This window comes from Legionella quateirensis (genome assembly GCF_001467955.1).
Taxonomy (GTDB): domain Bacteria; phylum Pseudomonadota; class Gammaproteobacteria; order Legionellales; family Legionellaceae; genus Legionella; species Legionella quateirensis.
The window spans coordinates 303,905-325,634 of sequence record NZ_LNYR01000012.1 but is presented as its reverse complement, the minus strand read 5'-3'; the positions used below and the strand labels follow the sequence as shown (position 1 = coordinate 325,634).

Below are 21,730 nucleotides of genomic sequence, written 5' to 3'. Positions count from 1 at the left end.
TATATAATATCCAAGTATTTATTTCACTCAACGTGAAAATGATTTAGTAGGCTCTACTTCAGCATCATGCTGTGCTTCATCCTCATGCTCTGTAAGAGCACCTGATTGTTCAAGAATAGACCTTACTTCAGCTTTAGGTACAGTGACACTTGATGATAATTTATTCAGATTTTCCTCTTCAAGTTCCTCGACTTTTGCTGTCGGTACACTTTTAACTCCAAGACCTATAACCATTGCTGAGGGCCCACCATTAATAGTGGTTTTTGAAACTGCTTGTTCAGTAATCTCTCGACCTTTTTCGGAAATCACTACACTGTCCTTAGTTGCGCCACCAAATAATAGTTGTCCGAAAGTCATATGACCATTCCACCAGGCACGAAGATTAGGGAATAAAATTCCTCTATTATCCATCCAGGCATTAAAATCAGCAAACAGGGAACGCTCTCCTCGGAAGACGGCTCGTAATTTTTCAAAGGGTCGAGTATATAATACTGCTTTACCATCATGAGCCGGATCGTATTTATCATAAACCGCAGTTTTTAATGGAGCAATTTTTTCAGGACTGAACTCAGCCAAAATTGCTTTTGATTTCTCTGACAGGGTCAGTGCTCCAACATCAGACTTCAGCAGATCTGTAGGAGAGTCCATGGTTTTACCTGCCAGTTTCATTAACGATGTTTCTTGTTTTAAATCATTCCATTTTGCTTGAACAATATTTTGATAATTATCAAGATGTTTATTAATGACCGAAACATCCGGATTAATACTATCCATTTCTCCTTTGATTGCTTGCCATGTTTCAGTCCATTTCTTATCCGTTTCGTCAAAGAATTTCTTCCATGGTGTGCTTAGATGCGGTTGTTGATAGGTAGCAACCTCATTAAAAAATTGATCAAAATAATTATTTGTTAAATCTCGTCTGAAATCAGCAACAGTAAATTTTATCATCCTTTCAACCTGAGCCTTTCTATCCATAATAGCATGTTGCTGCTTGATGTAGGCTTCTGTAGCTGTATAAAAGCCATCATTGAGACTTGTTTTTCCGAATTGCTTTTTCAAGTCTACTTTATTGAGAATAAGACGTGTATCACCTTCAGCGCCAAACCGACCTGCACGGCCTATTATTTGGTTCAGCTCTCGCTCCCGAGGTAAATAATTTACAAGTACTTTTAATCCACGATCGGCAGCCTTATCTTTCAAGGGTATGTCTGTTCCACGACCAATCATGCCTGTTGATACAGTAACCATTCCAGGAAGTCCAGCATGGTTTTCTATATGTTCTGCTTCTTCAGTTGAACTTGTTTGTGAACTAATTCGAACCATCGAGGGATCTTCAGGGAACACTGTTTTTAAGTAATCCATCATTGCCTGACTTTCTATATCATTTTCACAAATAATTGCGACAGGTTGATTGGCAGCTCGGGCTTCTCGAATTTGTTGAGCAAAAAGTTCGAATTGTGATTTTTTATCCGCGGCGAGGTAAAGAGGGTAGTCGACTCGATTTAAGCCCCTATGTCTTGGAACTGAAATGAAACTCATTTCCTCATTATCTTTACTACTACCATATAAGGCTTTTGCTTCCTCTTGCTCCCGTATTGATCCAGCAGTTCCCGTTACAGCGCAGACCGTACCCTGATCATACTCATCCAGCATGGATTTACTGGTAGATGAATATATAATTTGTTTTTCATTATCAATAAAAAATTGGTTTTCACATTCAGCCAATCGTGCTATTAATTTTTCATCTCCAGGTTTTGCAGCATCTGGTTTGTTTTTCAGCATATTTAATCGTGCATGCAGACATTGATGCACACCGAATGAAAATTTAGAACTGCGATCTTCGCGGTTACCAATGAGTAAACGTGCCTCGCTTACCATCAGTGGACCCTTGGCCGTTTCAATTTCAATATCCGGTTTAATCACAAAGTCCTTATCCAGCTCCAGTACCAAAGCTGTTAAGGCTGACTGTTGCCATGACTCTAGTTGAGACTGAGCAACCGATTCCAAGCGTTTTGCATTTTCAGGTCCCACTTTATTATAGGCATACTCAATTAACAGTTTATTGCAGGCATCAATATCTTCTTGATACAACCTCATTATTTCAGGATTATCCTGGGAAAAAAATCCAACCAATACTTCATAAGCCCAGGGCATATCGCGTATGGTTGCATCAGCCATTGCAGAATAATTAAATCGGGTATCAGACATATCGAAATAGGTTCTGTCTGCCTCATCAAGCATCATGGCTCTTTGATCGGGATTTTCAGCAATAACCTGATGCGCTTTTCCTTCACTTCGCGCTTTATTACGGAATAAGCTTAAATTGGCCGCGTCTGAGAAATTGATCCCATCCAGAGCATATTCATTTGAAGGGGTATTTTGATAAATAATATTTGTTTTAGCGCCCAGAGATTGAAACAATGATCTGAAGGATAAGTAATCTCGTGTGGCGAGTTGCACATCAGCTGTAACAAAGTCGACGGTTTTCCCTTGAGCATATTGACATAAGATCATGAGCATCATAATCCGTGACTTACCTTCACCTGTACCAATTTCGCTCGTCACGTGCGTACCGGCTTTTAGCATGGAGTGAATTGCTAAATATTGGGTAGTATGAATTTCAAAAGAACGTCCCAGTTTTTGCTTGCCTTTCTCATCAAAAACAGCCGGCATACCTTTGGTCCGATACATCAGCTCAGCAGATAATGCGACCAGACGTTCAGTACTTAGCTCTTTTGTTTTACTTCTTAACTCCAGCAATTCATTTTTGATTTCATCGGTCGATAAATTCCGTACTGCTTTAACTTCTTTGTCAATTGACTCTAATTCTTTATCGCTGTAGGTTACTCCACCCATTTTGGCGACTTGTTCTTTTGCAAAATCAAGTTTGAACCCATTAACACTTTCTCGGGCGCATGGTTCTTTATCAAATTGTGCATAGCAATCAGCAAGATGCTTCGCTAAGTCACTATCTTTAGGACACTTGTTTTCCCATTCCTGAAATTGTTCGAGAGTAGGGTAAGGTGCTGATTTATATATATTTTTTAATGTTTCAAGAAGAATCGGCCCCGTTTTCTCATCTTTACATCGAGTCATTAAATCGTTGAGTTCAAGAAGGGTACAGGGCTTATCGTTGTTAATTAATGAAGTTAAGATGCTTAAAAATAACTTTTTCTCGTCTTTAGGAAATGTTGAATACTCTTCTGAAGACAATAATTTTAATAAGGACTCATGAGTAAATTCACCTTCGTCATTACTGAAATGGTTGCAAAGAGATCGAACCACATCAGGATCATCAAGATCAATAAATGCATCTTTAATTAAGTTGATGTTGTTCCATGAAAAAACGATTTGTTCATCACTTGAGTAATTGTTAGAAAGAAAGTGTCTCAGGTAGTTGATGATGGTGTTTTTATCACCAGGATAATGCTCCGCTGCTTGATTGATACTTTTAAACAAATCAACAAACACTTGATCGAATTGCTTTCTTTTTTCAATAATTGTTGCTAGTTCAGTGCTGGCTTTTGCTAATAAGTTGGCATCTAGAATTTTAGGTTTTTTGATGACAACGGTTACCGGTTGAGTTGGTTGTGCAGGAATGACTGCTGCTGGGGTAACTTCAGTTTTGGCATCAGTTGTTCCACTAAAAAAATTATAAATAGATCCAGCAATTGCTTTTGCTCCGCCAACTACTGCTTTTGCTCCGCCAACAATTACTTTTACTACTATATTACTTTCTGATGGTTTATCCTGTTCTGGCTGAACCACAACAGGTTCAGGTTTGTTCAAGTCCTGTAAATGTTCCTGCAAGTTTTTTAGAGCGATAAGATTTTTTGCGCCAGGCACTTGCTCAATGAATGAGTTAATTTGTGTTTCGAGCAGTTTAGGATCTGCAGCATCAACTGTTACGGCAAGTTGCTTTTGTATTTCTAGAAAATCATTATCATCTGGACGTGCTATTTTAGGTGAGGAACCCAACTTATCGGGATTGGTTGTTAACAATAAATCGATAACCAGATTCAAAGAGTCCATCTTGGATACTACTTTGCTCTTCATTTGCTCCATTGAAGGCAGTATCGTGTTCAAATAGACTTGGGTTTTTTGCATTAAACCACGGACTTGACCTTCGACACTAGTTTGTCCTTTGAAATGTTCTGCTTTATTAAGGAAAAATAGGAAATCATTTGGAGAACCACTGTTTTTTATACCTTCCAATAACTGATTTAAATCATTTATTGTTGTATTGTTTAAAATAGCCGGAGAATTTAATTTTTGTAAAAACGTTTCTCGTTCTAATTTTGATAAGTCGCGAGTTATGACTACGAGTTTTTTAATAACATCTAAATACTGTAAGGAATCACCTGGCTCAGTATAATGTGATACTAATCCCTCAACAAACTTACGTTCATTTTCACTAAATTTGGAGTTAAGTACCTGTTTTGCTTCAGCAGGCATGCCTTCGGCTTGCAGTAATTTAAAGTAGTTATCTGGAAAGTAGTTTTCAAATCGGTCTTTGACCATATTTTGGATTTTAGTGATGTCCCTTGAACTAATGTACTCATTGCTAAATTGACTAATGAACTGATATAAATCGTCAGGAGTTAATGGAGGTGGGCCATTTTTATCCATGGATTGCAACATATATAGGGCAGTATTAACAGCTGATGTACTTGACATTAATGCCGCATCAAAGATTGTTCTTATTCTAAAAGCTGTGGATTGATTGGCCTCTTTATCCCCATTTGCGAGTCCAAATGTACTGATGAGCGATAGTATTTTTCTACCGTATTCCTTGTCATCGAAGGCCCAGCCATTTGGTCCGTTTAAAAGTGCTACCGCGGTATCCAAATGACGATAAAATATTGATTCACCTGGTTCTTTATAAGTATCATCGGTATAAAATTTCATACCGGTATAGATTGAATCACCCCAATTCTGTGTGACTTGCTCAAGAATATAACAGGTAGTGTTGAGACGCTGACTTTTTTCTTGTAATTCTGATTTAGCGTTAAAGACACTCCCTTCAATTTTCAAAGCATTGCCAATTAAATCCAGTAATTTTTTCAATACTGGTAATGCGGGAGCATTACCTAAGTCATATAAACGATCGACTAATTGTTCCCGAATTTTACTTTCAAACAGTTTTAAAACACTTGGTAGAGGGATATCATTTAATGTATCGACAATATGAGTCCAGTTTTGTCTTGACTCCTCTAAATTACTTGATAGTTCTACGTTGGTTATCCCTGTAGTACTATCGGCCAGCAATGCAAATAATTTCGCTTTTTCTGTATCAGTACACTTTGAAGATACAATTTTTGCATCCATCTCACGATAAAAATCCAAGGGCAATCGATCTTTCTGGTGCGCGATAAAACGATAAAATTCTTTTCTTGTCTCAACCAGATTGCCTTGCTCCGCAATGGTTTTCCATTTTCCCTTTGCAGAATAATCAGTATTGTTATACTCAAGTGGATTAACCCTCATTTCGGGTATAACAAATACTTTTAGATTGGAACGGGTAAATTCGCGGATGGCACCATTTGGTTCTAATGAAATGGCAGTTATTTCTTTCCATTGTTGTTTTCGGTCAGCTGGTGCTGTATTTTCTAGGATGGTTAATATTCGTCCCAATACCGTGGGCATACTTTTAACTTCAGAGAAGGATACATTGGGATAAAAGGTTAAACCCATTTCTTCAATTTTTTTGGTAAATGAATTAAAGGCACTAACCAATTCAGGTAAACTGTCGTAACCTACTGCAGAAGCATGTTGCTCTAATAACTTGGACCACCAGGCATATTTGCTTTTATCCTGACTTAATCCACTCAGAACTTTTAATGCAACCTGCATTTTTTCGTCTTTGATCAGGGGAACAAATGAATCGGCTTTTTTAAACACCGTATTATTCAATTGTTTCAGCAGATCACTATCAATATCCTTCCATACATCAAATAATTTTGATAACCCTGCGCTTGAATACTCAGTATAAACTTGTAATAGCGCATTCATTTGTTTGTCATCAAATGAAAGTTTGCTTGCCCAGCTTTCGACCTGATTTTTTAGTTCAGGATTATCTGCTAACAAAGTCAGAAGAATATGTTGGTTTTTATCCGGCACAGTAGTAGCGATATGATGTGATAATTCAATAAAGCTTTTTGCTAAATCTTCAGATCCATTAAATAGTTTTACAATACTGTCAAATGCAACGGAATTATCCTCTGTCCTATTAGCATTCCCTTTAAAGAGTGATTCTGTGCGTTGATTGTTCTCCATGATGTAATGCAATATTTTTGCATTGAATGTTCCTTCTGCATTACATAGATTAAAAACCTGTTCCAGTTGATCTTTATTCAACAATAATAATTTGGAAAATTGACCTCGAAATTCAAAAGTATTATCTCGTGAATAATTAGAACTGTTTATAGCATTCCATTGTTTTAATAATACTGCGTCTCGAGCATTATCATTGGGTTTTAATGAACTGATCATTTCAGCAAACACATCTGCTGATGGTGGCTTATTGTACTTTTTGTCCTGTAGTTGAGGAGCTATATCCGTACTGGCAGGGGCCGCGCTCTTATCATAATGCAAGATAAGACTCTCAGAATTTCCGGGATCTGGAACCAACGCAAATCCAGGCGGAAGAAAATCTGGATTAAGGCCATATCGGAATTGTTCCCTATGTTCCATTAATTGTTCTATTGCTTCGATACTGATTTTACCAAATCGTGTATCGCTAATAATGACCTCTCTTCCCTGGGGTACAGTATCTGATTTTAGTGGATCATAACGAACACCATTATGTTCCACATAAACAATGTCTCCCATCCAGGTATGCCAGTTTTTCTTTAACTCGCTATTGGAGATCAATTGGGCTTCAGGACTAATCGCCAAGCCACCTTTACTAAGAAATAGTTTCATCATGCCATCTAAATCCAGAGCATGAATTTCACCAAAGCCTACTTCCTCTTCATTTGACTCACGAGTTTTTTGAACAGCTACGGCCACTTCAACCTGTTGTTCCTGTTGAAGTTCTATATCAATATTTATTCCGGCTCGAGCATCCTTTAAAGTGGGTCTCTTGCGAATTCCTTTGTTTTCAATATCCAGAGCTTTTCGCTCTTTTTGTTCCTTACCCAGTTCATTTTGATTTTTTACGCGCTGGTTAACAGAAACAACATCATCAAGTTGGTGTTGTACTGCAGAATTTAAGAACTTCTCTGGAAGAGTAATGGCAATTGGAACTTGTTTCTTTTCAACAAAGTTATAGATTTGTAACCAGTGTTCTTCTTTCAGAACATTACCTTTGTCAGAGATAGCAAGTTCTGCTAAATTATTTTCTGAGAGGTTATTCAGCGCTAATTTTAATTTAGCGACAAAGACCTCGGGGTTGACTGATGGATCGAGATCGATTTTAAGTTTATCAACTCTTATTCCTGCATTTAAGCCACAATATGCATTTAACCCATCCAACATATCGGCATTACAGGGAGTCAAGGTCAGTACTTTTAGATTAATATCTAATCTATCCAGTTTTATTTGAAGTTGAGTAAACAATTGTTCAAAATCTGTCGCGCTTAATGACGGATCACTTATTCCGGGAAATGAAAAAACAGAGGAAAATCCATTTAACTTGTTTACAGCCTCACTTACTGCTGGATTGACCAAAAAGCTGGGATCTTCTGTGACTGAGGGATTTTGCAGCGTTAGGATTTCTTGTACTGCAGTGTTTTTGATTCGTTTTTGATCATGATCTGATTCAAATAGTTTTCGTTGTTTGTGATTAATCGCATCATACACCGATGCATCGATTACTAAATTCTCAAGTTGTGCTTCATAAAATGCCTTTACTAACTCACTGCTGTCTTCAAGTAATCCGCCATCTTTACCTTTGATTCCTTTATAGTCTTTTGCAATTTCATTATCACCAACAATACCTTCAATTTGAAATAAATTATGCAGTGCCCTATACCCACAGGAAAAACCATCATTTTGATTTTGACTTACAACGTCTTTATCGGATCGTTTAAGAGTCCATCCTTCGTTTGCGGGAAAACCTTTAAATGAAATAAGATCAGGAGAATTGTGTTCTTGATAATTAATGGCATCTTCGATCAGTTTTTTATAAGCCTGCTCTTCGCTTGCCGATAATTTCATGCTATCAGTAATCGTATAAGAAACAGTACGTGCAGTTGGATCAACTGTTATGTTAGCAGCAAGCCAATGAGATCCCTGATTAGAGGCGTCACTTCCTTTATTGAGTAAAATTGGAATGGAGTAAGGTAGGCCGTCAGTATGTTTTTCTCGTTCAAAATGTAATGCTGTACCAATTGATTGTGGATCAAAGGTCAGGATATGAATTTTGTCCTGAGTTCCTGTTAATTCGAGCATTCGTTGTAAATCAAGATCGGTTAACCATTCTGATTTTGTTAAGTTGCCTTTGATTAGTTTTTCTCTTAATCCCTGGTTTCTGGTCATTCCATGAATTGATATCAGGGAGGTATGGACAATTTTTTGTTCTACCTTGATTTTCTCCAGTTCAGCTCTATTGGTATCAAATTTAAAATTATTTTGTGCTGGTAAACTCGCATCAAATATTTGGCATGCAAAGTCCCAATGTGACTTATGCTCTTCAAATGTGTCTTCTTTGGAACTACTCAAGGCAAATAAATTAATAAAATCGGATTCAAATTTTCTTTCAATATATTCAATAGCAAGTTTGAATTGTTTTCTGGCAGCATCACTCGCTGGAAAATTGGGATTTTTACTCCTGTAACGACCAAATAAAATATCGAACTGTTCTTTATTTAGATTCATTGTAAAAAACCAGTCAAGTGTCTTATAAGTTGATTATAGACCTTAAATATTAAAGAAATATTAACCGATCTGCGTAATAATTTTTCTTAATATACTTTGTATTGTTTCAATTTGTTATGAAATGATATAAGTGAAACAGCAGGGGATTGTTAACAATTATATCCAGGCCTGCGTTCGACGCTTTTAGCGTGGAATTCAACCATAATTTGAGTCAACTATAGAATTATTGACTCAGGTTATCTATTGATCCTTCGTATAATGCGCAGGAAGAGGGCTAAGCAAGATGAATAGTGATACATAAATAATTCAAAAAGCGATGGGTAGGAATTAACACTAGAGAGGCTACAGGGCTTTAATACCTATGTGGTTGACAGCAGCTCTCAGCACTAATTGCTACCGAGAGCCGGTATATAAAAGATCAGGCTTTCTGCAATGATTCTATGACTGCACCAAGGAATCGAGTCGCCTCACCTCCGGTTACAGCCCTATGATCAAAGCTGAGGGAGAGAGGAAGCATGTTGTGTGCTTCAATTGAACCTTCAGGTGTGACAACAGCACTTTTATAGAGTCTTCCTACAGCCAATATAGATACCATTGGAGGAACTATGATAGGGCTGGCAAAACGACCTGCAAATTTACCGAAGTTGGATAAGGTAATTGTCGCACCTTTTAATTTATCAGCGGTAACAGCACGATTTCGTACCGATTCTTTGAAGTCATTGATTATCTGGCGTAATTCACCATCTGAATGCTTATTGGCGTCGTGTATAACCGGCACAAATAAACCTTCATCATTATCCATAGCCAATCCAAGATGAACTTCTTCAAAACACTGACGGGCGCCATGTCGGGTATCAAACCAGGCGTTAAGAGCCGGCTCCGTTTTCGATGCATGGATAATTGCTCTTATTAAACGAACGGTGATGTCCGTTCCTTGTTTCCAACTGTTAATATCCGCTTCGTCAAAAATACTCACAGGTACTATTTCAGCATGGGACTGAACCATGCTGTTTAGCATGGCTCTTCTGACTCCACGCAATGGTTCAAAACCGACAGGGGGCTGCGAATTTTTATCAGCCTGATTCTGAACATCATGTCGAGTAATGACACCATGATCTCCTGTGCCTTTTAAGGTGTTCAGATCCACACCCAATTTTTTAGCCAACATCCTTACGGCAGGAGTTGTTTTAACACGATTTCGATCCGAATTCTGTGAGCCTATTACAAAATTATCCTCACTGATTTCGGTGCTTTCTTCAAGATTACCCACTACAGTACCTTTATCAGCAGGTTTTGCACTTGTAGAAACGAAGGCAACCAAAGCCTCACCGGTTTTAATAACATCACCAGGCTTGCCAAAAAGTTTGGCAATAGTACCGCTTTGAGGGCAGGGAACATCAACTACAGCTTTAGCTGTTTCCATAGAAACCAAGGGTTGATCTGCTTTTACTGTATCGCCTTCTTTAACAAACCATTCATGAATTTCAGCATCAGGCAATCCTTCACCTAAATCAGGTAGATTAAAAATATTCATTATCACTCCATTATGCTCATAACACTGTTTTTAATGCGTGTAACACTTGGTATGTACTGTTTTTCAAGCTGGAAGTAAGGCATAACGGTATCATAACCAGTGACCCGCTGAACCGGGGCAAGAAGATCAGCCATACACTGTTCCATAATTTGAGCTGATATCTCAGCTCCAACTCCACATGTTTTAGCTCCCTCATGGACAATAACACAACGTCCTGTTTTTTCTACTGAAGCTATTATGGTCTCAATATCTAATGGTTTGATTGTCGCCACATCAATCACGTCACAGGAAATGCCTTCATCGCTTAATTGTTTCGCTGCTTGCAGAGTTTCGTGCATACTGGCACCCCAGCTGATCAAAGTTAGATCATCACCTTGCTGCAATGTAAAACACTTTCCAATTGGTAATGCCTGTCCATCATCTGCGACAGGTTGTTTGACTAAACGATAGATCCGTTTTGGCTCAAGAAAAATAACGGGATCAGGGTTTCGCATTGCAGCCAGCAATAATCCATAAGCACGTTTTGGAGATGAGGGAATAACCACTTGTAAACCAGGAATGTGAGCGAATAAAGCTTCTGTACTTTCAGAATGATGTTCGGGTGCTCTAATACCACCGCCAAATGGTGCTCGGTATACCAGTGGACAATGCAATCGTCCACGAGTTCTGTTTCGCATACGAGCAGCATGAGAAATGATTTGATTCATCGCAGGATATATAAAACCCATAAATTGAAACTCTGCTACAGGTTTTAATCCCTGGATGGACATTCCTATGGCCAAACCGGCTATCATGGATTCTGCAAGAGGAGTATCAAAAACTCGTTTCTCTCCAAAACGTTCTTGTAAACCAACGGTCGCACGGAACACACCACCGTTTTTACCCACGTCTTCACCAAATACGACGACGTTTTCATCATGGGCTAACTCATAAGCCAGAGCCTGAGTTACTGCTTCAATTAAGGTTATATCAGGCATGACCTGCTTCCTCCATGGCTATTGCGCGTTGTTCCACAAGATATTCAGGTAACTCTGCATAGTGATAATCGAAAATACTGCCTATAGATTGAGGGGCAGTACTTAAATATTCATCAACTGCTTGTTCTACCTTTTCGGAACATTCCATAACTAATTGTTCCTCTTCATCTGAAGACCATAGTTTCTGCGCCATCAGAAAATGTTTGAATCGGGCTATGGGTTCTTTAGGTTTAGCATGCTCCACTTCTTCTGAAGGTTGATATCGTGTCGCATCATCAGCAGTAGTGTGATCACAAAGACGGTATGTTAATGCTTCAATTAAAGTAGGACCTTCCCCGCGGCGCGCTTTTTCAATGGCTTCACCGATGATTTGGCGCGTTGCGAGCACATCATTGCCATCGATCTGTACCCCTTTAAATCCAGCAGCAATGGCTTTTTGGGCAATTGTTTGAGTACTTGTCTGTTTGTCACGAGGAACTGAAATGGCCCATTGGTTATTATTTACTACAAAAACAACGGGTAAATTCCATGTACCAGCTACATTCATTGCTTCATAAAAGTCACCTTCAGAAGTACCGCCTTCACCAATACAGACGACAGCAACACGATTCTGATTTCGATATTTAAAAGCAAAGGCAACTCCTGCAGCATGAAGGCATTGAGAGGCTATAGGTACACAGATAGGTAAGTCCTGGGAATTGCCGGAAAAATTACTACCACGCTCATCTCCACCCCAAAAGGCAAGAATTTCGGACATTTTTACACCACGCTGTAACTGAGCGGCATAATCACGATAATAGGGGACGAAGACATCATCGGGTTTCATTGCATGGCCAATTGCCGTTGAAATAGCTTCCTGACCATTAATAGGAGCATAGGTTCCCATTTTGCCAGTTCTTTGTAAGGCAATTGCTTTTTTATCAAAAGTACGGGTAAGTACCATTGTTCTGTATAAATCTTTTAAAGCGGAATGATCTTCTGCAAAGGAGGGTAGTTTACCTACTAACTCACCTTGCTCATTCAAAAACTGCGTGAAAGTAATATCAAATTGAGCAACTGTTGTCATTACATGGCTCCTTGTCAACAACGCGTTGCCATAGAATACTCACAAATTGATTTAAAAACCAGTGAATTAAATTGAAATTAAGTAACTTCCTAATAAGTCCAGGTGACGTCATCTCGAACGAAATGAGAACTCTCCTGAATCCGGCATGGTGCGAGCTTTTGGAGATCCTTCACGGCGTTCAGGATGACGGACAGTGCGTTAGAGTAAGGAGACGTTATCTCGAACGAAGTGAGAGATCTCCTGAAACTGGCATGGTGCCGGCACTTGGAGATCCTTCACTGCGTTCAGGATGACGGACAGTGCGTTAGAGTAAGGATACGTCATCTCGAACGAAGTGAGAGATCTCTTGAAACTGGCATGGTGCGAGCATTTGGAGATCCTTCACGGCGTTCAGGATGACGGATAGTGCGTTAGAGTAAGGATACGTCATCTCGAACGAAGTGAGAGATCTCCTGAAACTGGCATGGTGCGAGCTTTTGGAGATCCTTCACGGCGTTCAGGATGACGGATAGTGCGTTAGAGTAAGGAGACGTCATCTCGAACGAAGTAAGGGATCTCCTGAAACTGGCATGGTGCCGGCACTTGGAGATCCTTCACTGCGTTCAGGATGACGAATAGTGCGTTAGAGTAAGGAGACGTCATCTCTAACGAAGTAAGGGATCTCCTGAAACTGGCATGGTGCCGGCACTTGGAGATACTACACTGCGTTCAGGATGACGGACAGTGCGTTAGAGTAAGGATACGTCATCTCGAACGAAGTGAGAGATCTCCTGAAACCGGCATGGTGCCGTTTTTTGGAGATCAATCAACGATATAAAGATGATAAAGTTCTTGATGTGAATCAGAATTTAAGACTTTAGAGTGAATATGAAGTTGAATTGGAGGATGAGGCCTGATTTAGAGATTGTTCATCCTCGTTATTTAATAAAGCCAATTGCTCCGCTAATACATCCTTAATTACATGAATAATCTCTTGTTTCAATTTGTCAGGTTTCACGCTGTCTTTTCGACTTTTGCCATAGTGTTGCGTTTTATCGATAAATTTCTTGTCTAATGCCATTTTCCATGCGGAGCTAATATACATATCGGTGTCATTAGGTCTGATTGTATGGGATATATATTTTGCTGAAGGAGTGCGAGTGTCTCCATTAGTCGATTCAAGAAATAAAGGTTGAATTAATCTGATAGTATCTGCAACCAACTCATTAATACCCTGTTCTTTTAATTTTGCTTTAGTTGATTGAGTCATTGCTGTTTGATACCAGGAATAGATAATCATCGACAATGGCTTTAAAACAGGGGGAAGAGATATTACAGAATCTTCGGGTAATTTATATTCTCTATCAAGCTTGTCAAGCGCGTAATGAAGTGTGGATTTGCCTTCATGCATTGACCTTATCGCTGTTACAAGCAGGTTAAAGTCTACTTGTCCATTAATAACAATATCATTCAATTGAAGTTGTTTATAATCATGATCCATCAAACCAGAGCAAATAATTGATTGTTCCAGAGACGCAAACGTCTTATTAATTAGTTCCCAATTCTTTGGACGAAGTGAACGTTCTCTTACTGTTTCGTCATCAAGATGTATATGTGCCTTAAATTCTTGAAGCCATAGATCTAATTCAGGGTTACCCGTTTCTGAACTGGCTGATTTATCAATAAAAAATAATAAAGAAGATAACATTTCTCTTGCATAAACAGCACGAACTTCATAGTTGGATTTAATAGGGATCGGTATGCCTTCCTTAATGAAATTGGTTTCAAAAGCAGTATCTTTACTGTTGTAACTGGTATTAACCATGATATTTCGTACAGCCTGTGCAAAATATTCTGATACAAACTTAGGCAGAGGCCTGCCATTTTGAAATTCTTGAATCGAAGGTATCAGTTCATTATCAAAAAGGTTCTTCGCCATGCTGATTTGGTGTTGGCGCAGAAAATACAGATTTATATTTTTTATAACTTGTATGGTCAGATTGACTGAACCGATAGAATGTACGCCAAGTGTTGATAGTTTTTTTAGATTGCTTTCATTATTAGCAAGTATATTCGGTTCTGCATCAGCATCATATACAAGTGTTTCGCCTGAGAATGGTGCCAGTAGTGACGTAAATGTCAGTGCAAATCGAACTCTAGGCGTTCTTGGTGGTGGTGGAGGTGCTAAATCTGCTCTGGGCGATGTACTGGGCGATGTGCTGGATGATGAGGACATGGGAAGATTTTGGTCCGACCCTGCTCTATAAAATGTAGTACCTCTGATTGAGCTTGGACATATTTGATGTTGTCCTGGATCATCGAGCGGAAGCACTATATTAAAGGGATGACGAATTCGAAACTCTTGTACATTAGATACAGTTGCTCTACCGTCTCTAATTTCTATGCCCACGATTCCCGCTAAAGCAACATTGATTAGTTGGTGCTCGATGGGATCTTTTTCGCCCGCAATTTTATAAACACATTCAGCTGAAATTGATCCGTCTGGGAATGACCATAAGATGGGTTTTGTTTGATAAGTAATATTATTGAAATAAATGAGCATAGGGCTTATAAAATCAGGGTTTATGAAAAACAACACTGTACAATTTATTGACTTTTATGTAAAGATATATTCAAAAAAAATAGTATTAATAGGGGTTATTTTGAGTAATTTCACGTCATTGGAACTAAATTACCATCTTTTTTTACAAGATTCATATAAAAAGTTCTGTGATTTACCTGGATTTGTACTGCTCGAAAGCTCCGACAAAACACGTGGACGCTATGATATTTTAAGTGCCTATCCCTACGATCGTGTAGTCTTCTGGGCTGATCAAGCGTCAAAATATTCCTCTCAAGATAAATTACGTGAACTTTTGTTAAACCATCAATCAATCGATGATCTTCCCTTTCAAGGTGGAGCAATTGGGTATATTTCTTATGATTTTGGAGCCCAGCTGTACGGTATCAAAACCAAGCCTCAAGAGTCTCTGTCAGACATGCCTCTTATAGATATGGGACTTTATGATTGGGCGATTATTACGGATCATCATTTGAGAAAGGTCACATTATTCGCGGCCAATCGTCATACATCTACAAAAAATCTAATTGAAGAAATCATTCAAATATGGAACGAACCGCCAATTAAATCACATCTTTTTAAATTAAACAGTGAGTTCATTCCGCTGGTTTCAAAAGAGGATTATCAACATTCTTTTTCTGCAATAAATAGCTACTTGAACGAAGGGAGAACATATCAGGTCAATTTGACCCAACCATTTCATGCCGATTTTTCAGGCGATTCCTGGGAAATTTATAGAACGATTACCAATAAAAACCCAGTTCCATTTTCTGCCTTTATAAGGAACAAAGAAGCAGATATTCTTAGTTTTTCACCCGAGCGATTTCTCCAATATAATCAGGGGACTATTCTAGCATCCCCAATAAAAGGCACTATTGCTCGTTCGATTGATCCTAATATTGACGAGGAATTGAAAAATCAACTGATTTCCTGTGAAAAAAATCGTGCGGAAAATGTGATGATAGTCGATCTGATGCGTAATGATTTGGGAAAAATTGCGAAGCCGGGTTCAGTGAAGGTTACTAATCTTTGTGAAGTACAAAGTTATAATTCCGTACATCATCTGGTTAGTGACATCGAAGCTACCTGCATGGATCACTTGAATCCATTTGATATTTTTCTTTCATGCTTTCCTGGGGGATCAATAACTGGCGCTCCAAAATTGGAAGCAATGAACATAATTAATGAGCAAGAACCCTATGCTCGAGGTATTTATTGCGGCAGCATAGGCTATTTCTCAAGTCATGGTCGATTCGATACCAATATTGCTATTCGTACCATCACCGCAAAAAATAATATTCTACATTTAGCAGCCGGAGGCGGGATTCTTATTGACTCCAAATGCGAAGATGAATATCTTGAATGTTATACTAAAATTGCAGCGATAATTAATGGACTTAAATAAATTCTCAAAAAATGAGACCACACACTCAGCTGTAATTGTTTTGCATGACCTTTCTACTGATTCATTAATTCTAACAAAACGAAGCGAACAGTTAAGAAATCATCCCGGCGAAATCAGTTTTCCAGGTGGCTTATGGGAAGAGAATGACCAAAATTTTTCAAATACTGCATTAAGGGAGCTCCATGAAGAGCTTGGGATAAGAAGGGACCGCGTTACTCTGGTTAAAGAGCTAAATGATGAACGTACTCTGTCCGGTATTATCATACATCCATGGTTAGGTCAGATTGAATCCATAGAGCCCTATGTTTTAAATTTTGATGAAGTAACAGGGCTTATCACCATTCCTATGTCTTTAGTCCATACTGCCCGAAATTATAAGGAAATTACTGTTGAGCGATATGGTGTTCAATTTACGACATGCGAATTTATAACAAATACTGATTATATTTGGGGGGCTACAGCCCGAATCATGAAACAATTGGTTATTGATTCCAAATAATTGTACAAAAATAGAAATTTATACCATGCTTATGGTGTGATTAATGCTGATTATTCAAGGTAAAACTTATGAAATCATTCGTTTTATTTATATTGTGTATCTCATCTTTATTCTGTTATTCCCAATCCATAACCATTGGTTCTTCCAAATTTAATCCACCATTTGAAACATGGGCCAGTCAAGAATCTGCCTATTATGGATATGATATTGATTTAATGGTGGAAATTTGCAAAAGATTAAATTTGACCTGTAAATTTAAAGCCTACACATTTAATGATCTCTTCAGCGCAACTAAGAATAAAGAAGTTGATTTAGTGATATCATCAATGATTATAACCAAATCAAGAACAAAACAGTTTTTATTCAGTGTTCCTTATTTGGAGAGTTGTTCGCAATACATTACTTCTAATGATAATTCTACAATTAACACTCCAGATGATCTTTATGGAAAAAGAATAGGGGTAAGGAAAGGAACTCCCTATGGGGATCAAGTACGTTCTGATTATAGAAACAATACAATTGTAACTTATCCTCTGATTAATGACATGTTTGTTGGGTTACAGAACAATGAAATTGATGCATTTATATTGGATTATGAGTCAGCTAAATATTGGATTGCTACAAATCCCGGCATTTACAAACTAATAGGTGGTAAAAAACCTGTAGGGGCAGGTTATGCGGTTATGACCAATTTAAATAATCGCGAATTAATAAATCGTATCAATCAAATTATTTTGCAGATGGAGGATGACGGCACGTTCATTCGACTTTATTCGAAGTATTTTCAATGGGATAATCCTGAATAAATTAACCGGGGCAAACTAGGCCCCGATTGAATATGTCTATTAATGTAAGAATACTTTAAGCAGTGACTATTGGTTTTTTATTTTGTGGTGCATCAGCTTCAATTGATCCTTCTTTTAAAGATCTTCGCATTATTTTGCCAACATTCGTTTTGGGTAGTTCATTAAAAAACTCGACTATCTTTGGCACTTTATAAGCGGTTAAATGTTCTCTGCAATGAGCGATTATTTGTTCCGCTGTCAAATTGGGATCTTTTTTGACTATGCAGGCTTTTACCCGTTCACCTGATTCTTCATCAACAACTCCAACAACGCCAATTTCCAATACCCCTGGATGCATGCCAATGACTTGTTCGACTTCATTGGGATATACATTGAAGCCGGAGACTACAATCATATCTTTTTTCCTGTCAACCAGATAAATAAATCCTTCTTCATCCATTCTGGCAATATCACCTGTTTTTAAAAAACCATCTTTAGTGAAAACCAGAGCAGTTTCATCGGGACGCTTCCAGTATCCAGGCATAACCTGTGGCCCTTTGATGCATAACTCACCACTTGTGCCTATTGGAACTTCCTTGCCATTATCATCGCGGATTGATACATCTGTTGAGGGCAATGGCAAACCGATGCTGCCATTATATCCGTCCATATACATTGGATTCATCGTTGCAGCCGGGCTTGTTTCTGTTAAACCATAAGCCTCTAATACTCGTGTTTTAGTCATTTCTGCCCATCGAAGTGATACGCTTTTTTGAAGCGCCATTCCCCCAGATAAGGCCAGCTTAAGTTTGCTGAAATCAATTTCTTTAAATTTGGGGTGATTTAACAGTGAGTTATATAAAGTATTAACACCTGTAAATGCTGTAAAACCGGAGTTTTTAATTTCATCAATAAAATGACTTACATCTCTAGGATTGGTAATAAGTATGTTTTTGGCACCAACTTTCATAAAGGTCAGACAATTCGCTGTTAATGAAAATATATGATAAAGAGGGAGGGCTGTAACAATGATGTCATTATCCGAAATACCGAGAGGCGCAATCCAGGAATAAGCTTGCAATACGTTGGCTACCAGGTTTCCGTGTGTCAGCATTGCCCCTTTTGCAACTCCTGTTGTACCTCCTGTATATTGAAGGAATGCGATATCTTCATGATTTAAATCAATATGATGCAATGTTGCTTGCTTGCCTTCGAGTAAGGCGTAGTTAAATGCGACTGCGTGAGGAATTTTGTACGCAGGAACGAGTTTTTTAATATGTTTCACAACAAAATTAACGATTAATCGTTTAAAGGTTGGGAACAGATCGCCAATTTGAGTAACAATCACATGTTTGACTGAATTCATTGAAGGCAAGGCTTTTTCTATAGTTTTTGCAAAATTGGCAAGAACGATAACTACTTCTGCTCCAGAATCATTCATCTGGTGAATCACTTCATCCGTTGTATAAAGTGGGTTGGTATTTACCACAACAAAACCCGCGCGCAAAATTCCAAATAATGCTACAGGATATTGAAGCAAGTTAGGCATCATTATAGCAATACGGGCGCCTTTTTGTAGACCCAGTTGTTGCAGGTATGCCGCGAAATCCCTGGTCAAGTGGTCCAATTGGGCATAAGTAATGTCACTGCCCAGATTTGTATATGCTGTACGATTGGCATAAAGGCTACATGATTCTTTAAATAAAGATACTAGGGATAAATATTGACTGGGGTCAATTTCATGGGGCACGCCATTTTGATATTGTTCAAACCATCGTTTATCCACTTTGATATCCTTCTGTTATTGGTTCCCACATGCTAGTATAAACAAAAATATCAGTTATGGATATCATAGAAATGAGTGAAAATATAACTAAAACTCAAGCATTTAAATTAAAAGGAAGGCTTTATACCTTTACAGTTTTACACGTGATGAATACAGATATTGATATTTTTTCACGACAATTTGCAGAAACTGTAGTTAAAGCTCCTAAATTATTCGAAAAAACCCCTGTGGTATTTGATCTGTCTTCAGTGAATCAGTTGGAATTTGATCTGAATGCTTTATTTCAAATTGCACGAGAGCATGGAATGATTCCAGTTGCCATTCAGGGAGGAAATGCCCTGCAGGAAACACTCGCCCAATGTAGTGGTTTAGCAGTTCTAAATGCATCAACTTCACAGGATAAACCTTTAGTTGAACAACCTGTTGAACATAGTACCGCGGAAATGAATAAAACCAAATTATTGACTACACCCGTTCGTTCTGGACAACAAGTTGTAGCCAAAGGAGCTGATTTAATCGTTACATCTTCAGTGAGTCATGGAGCTGAATTATTGTCTGATGGAAATATTCATGTGTACGGAGCACTACGAGGAAGGGCTTTAGCCGGTATATCTGGTGATTTAGATGCAAGAATATTCTGTCAATCCCTTGAAGCAGAATTAGTATCAATAGCAGGTTTTTATCGATTAAGTGATGCAATAGAACCAATCAATGGGCCTTGTCAGATTTATTTGTCCAATCAACATATTGTTATAGAGTCCTTATGCTAGAGGCAATTTTTATATCCGATTTACATCTACATCCAGAAGACTCCGCGATTCAAGAACGTTTTAATCATTTTTTAAAATGGGCGCGAGTATCAGTTAAAAAAATATATATTCTTGGTGATTTTTTTCATGCATGGGCTGGTGATGACTCGATTAATGAATGGAGCAAAGGGATAGCCAGGCAATTATATGAACTGACCTTGCAAGGCATATCAATATACTACATGTGTGGCAACCGTGATTTTCTATTGGGTAAAAAATTCGCTAAACTCGCTGGCTGGACTATTTTGCAGGAACCAACCCTGGTTAAATTAGGTGGTGAGAACATATTATTAACCCATGGAGATCGCTATTGTACCAAAGATATAGGTCATCAAAGGCTAAGACGTTTAACTCGCAACCCCATATTTGTGCTGTTGTTTTTAAGTCTTTCTTTAAAATTTCGCGAGCGTATTGTTAATAAAGTTCGAACTATCAGCTCCAATAAGCAAAATAAACCAATGGAAGAAATGGATGTTGTCGCAGAATCAGTAATAGCTCATATGACAAAATATCAAGTACGTATTTTAGTACATGGTCATACCCATAAGCCAGGCCTTACTCAATATCAGAATAATATGCATCTAATGCAGCGATTTGTGCTTAGTGATTGGGATGACACGCCACAAGTATTGTGTTATCATAATACAAAGGGATTCTATTTTACCCACCCCCAATTGCAAGAGGAGTACAGTAATGTCTAAACCAGAAGATAAAATGCGCGAGGAGCTCGCTAGAATTCGTAGAGAAGAAGAGCAAAAAGTACTGACTCGTGAGCTTCAGGAACTTGAAAGGCAAAGAGCAGACACTCGTGCTGCAGAAATGGATAAATTACGTAAAGGCCACACAACTATTGATCCTCATACTGGCAGAGAGGCAACTCTTTGGGAAGTAGCGATTAAAGAAGCTGATAAAGCACTAGAGGCTGATGTTAATGCTTACAATGACTGGCGTTCTGCAATGATGAAATTATGGAATATTTATGGCGCCATGGCAAAAGCCCTGCATCAATCAACTAATGAAACTATTTGGGCTCCAGCAAGTAACTTAATAACAGATAATGTATTATTGCCTGCATCTGATATTCTAAGAGAACTCTTTAGAAAGAATCCAGAGGTAGATCTTCCAGCACTTCAGCATTTAGTTCAATGTTCTGATGACGGAACATTATCTATACAACCACTGACCCGTGCGGATAATAATCAAGAAACCAGTCCAGTACTCGATCAATTATTCGATAAAGGGGTGCGGATGTGGCTTGAACAGCAAGGCTATGAGGCAACTCCAGGCGATAAATTCAAATTTGTTGATAAACATGGCGTAGCTTTAGACAAAGATACTTTTGAGAAATTAAAAAATGACCCCGACAATGGATTAGACAACTTCCTGAAAGGTGAATCGGAACTGGATTTCAGACCTCGTGGTCCATAGGACGAGTTTATTTAGTAACCGGTTGTATGTATTAGATCGCTCACTTTCATACCCGCTCAGG

The 21,730-nt window shown here is 38.4% G+C and carries 12 protein-coding genes; 6 read left to right on the top strand and 6 right to left on the bottom strand.

Going from position 1 to position 21,730, the window contains the following annotated elements:
• Positions 1 to 27 precede the first annotated feature (27 nt).
• From Lqua_RS06010 to Lqua_RS05990, 5 genes are all read right to left on the bottom strand, one after another.
• Positions 28 to 8,820, bottom strand: a complete 8,793-nt coding sequence (locus Lqua_RS06010; protein ID WP_058473378.1) for a preprotein translocase subunit SecA — start codon at positions 8,818 to 8,820, stop codon at positions 28 to 30.
• A gap of 418 nt (positions 8,821 to 9,238) precedes the next feature.
• The gene (locus Lqua_RS06005) at positions 9,239 to 10,354 is read right to left on the bottom strand and encodes a dihydrolipoamide acetyltransferase family protein (protein ID WP_058473377.1); all 1,116 of its coding nucleotides are present in this window, start codon (positions 10,352 to 10,354) and stop codon (positions 9,239 to 9,241) included.
• A 2-nt stretch (positions 10,355 to 10,356) separates the two neighbouring features.
• Positions 10,357 to 11,331, bottom strand: a complete 975-nt coding sequence (locus Lqua_RS06000) for an alpha-ketoacid dehydrogenase subunit beta (protein WP_058473376.1) — start codon at positions 11,329 to 11,331, stop codon at positions 10,357 to 10,359.
• The gene (gene pdhA / locus Lqua_RS05995) at positions 11,324 to 12,397 is read right to left on the bottom strand and encodes a pyruvate dehydrogenase (acetyl-transferring) E1 component subunit alpha (protein ID WP_058473375.1); all 1,074 of its coding nucleotides are present in this window, start codon (positions 12,395 to 12,397) and stop codon (positions 11,324 to 11,326) included. The genes Lqua_RS06000 and pdhA overlap by 8 nt, the downstream gene beginning before the upstream one ends.
• 856 nt (positions 12,398 to 13,253) lie before the next feature.
• Positions 13,254 to 14,939, bottom strand: coding sequence for a hypothetical protein (locus tag Lqua_RS05990; RefSeq protein ID WP_115148724.1), 1,686 nt, complete (start codon positions 14,937 to 14,939; stop codon positions 13,254 to 13,256).
• A gap of 100 nt (positions 14,940 to 15,039) precedes the next feature.
• On the opposite strand from Lqua_RS05990, the gene pabB reads away from it, so the two are divergent.
• The 3 genes from pabB (at position 15,040) to Lqua_RS05975 (ending at position 17,667) form a co-directional block, all read left to right on the top strand.
• Positions 15,040 to 16,362: an aminodeoxychorismate synthase component I gene (gene pabB / locus Lqua_RS05985; protein WP_058473762.1), complete on the top strand. Its 1,323-nt coding sequence runs from the start codon at positions 15,040 to 15,042 to the stop codon at positions 16,360 to 16,362.
• Entirely contained in the window at positions 16,349 to 16,861 is a 513-nt protein-coding gene (locus tag Lqua_RS05980) for an NUDIX hydrolase (protein ID WP_058473373.1), read from the top strand. Before pabB ends, Lqua_RS05980 begins: the two co-directional genes overlap by 14 nt.
• Before the next feature lie 68 nt (positions 16,862 to 16,929).
• On the top strand, positions 16,930 to 17,667 hold the full coding sequence (locus Lqua_RS05975; protein WP_058473372.1) for a transporter substrate-binding domain-containing protein: 738 nt from the start codon (positions 16,930 to 16,932) through the stop codon (positions 17,665 to 17,667).
• Between the two features lie 55 nt (positions 17,668 to 17,722).
• Here the strand turns inward: Lqua_RS05975 and Lqua_RS05970 are convergent, their stop codons facing one another.
• Positions 17,723 to 19,432: an AMP-binding protein gene (locus Lqua_RS05970; RefSeq protein WP_058473371.1), complete on the bottom strand. Its 1,710-nt coding sequence runs from the start codon at positions 19,430 to 19,432 to the stop codon at positions 17,723 to 17,725.
• 71 nt (positions 19,433 to 19,503) lie between these two features.
• Here Lqua_RS05970 and minC point away from each other — a divergent pair, with 71 nt between their 5' ends.
• From minC to Lqua_RS05955, 3 genes are read left to right on the top strand one after another with little or no spacing between them, the layout of a single operon-like run.
• On the top strand, positions 19,504 to 20,202 hold the full coding sequence (gene minC, locus Lqua_RS05965) for a septum site-determining protein MinC (protein ID WP_058473370.1): 699 nt from the start codon (positions 19,504 to 19,506) through the stop codon (positions 20,200 to 20,202).
• Positions 20,196 to 20,942 (top strand): UDP-2,3-diacylglucosamine diphosphatase, encoded by a 747-nt coding sequence (locus tag Lqua_RS05960; protein ID WP_058473369.1) that lies wholly within the window; start codon positions 20,196 to 20,198, stop codon positions 20,940 to 20,942. The genes minC and Lqua_RS05960 overlap by 7 nt, the downstream gene beginning before the upstream one ends.
• Complete coding sequence (locus Lqua_RS05955; RefSeq protein WP_058473368.1) at positions 20,935 to 21,669, top strand: hypothetical protein; 735 nt, start codon at positions 20,935 to 20,937, stop codon at positions 21,667 to 21,669. Before Lqua_RS05960 ends, Lqua_RS05955 begins: the two co-directional genes overlap by 8 nt.
• Positions 21,670 to 21,730: the final 61 nt, after the last annotated feature.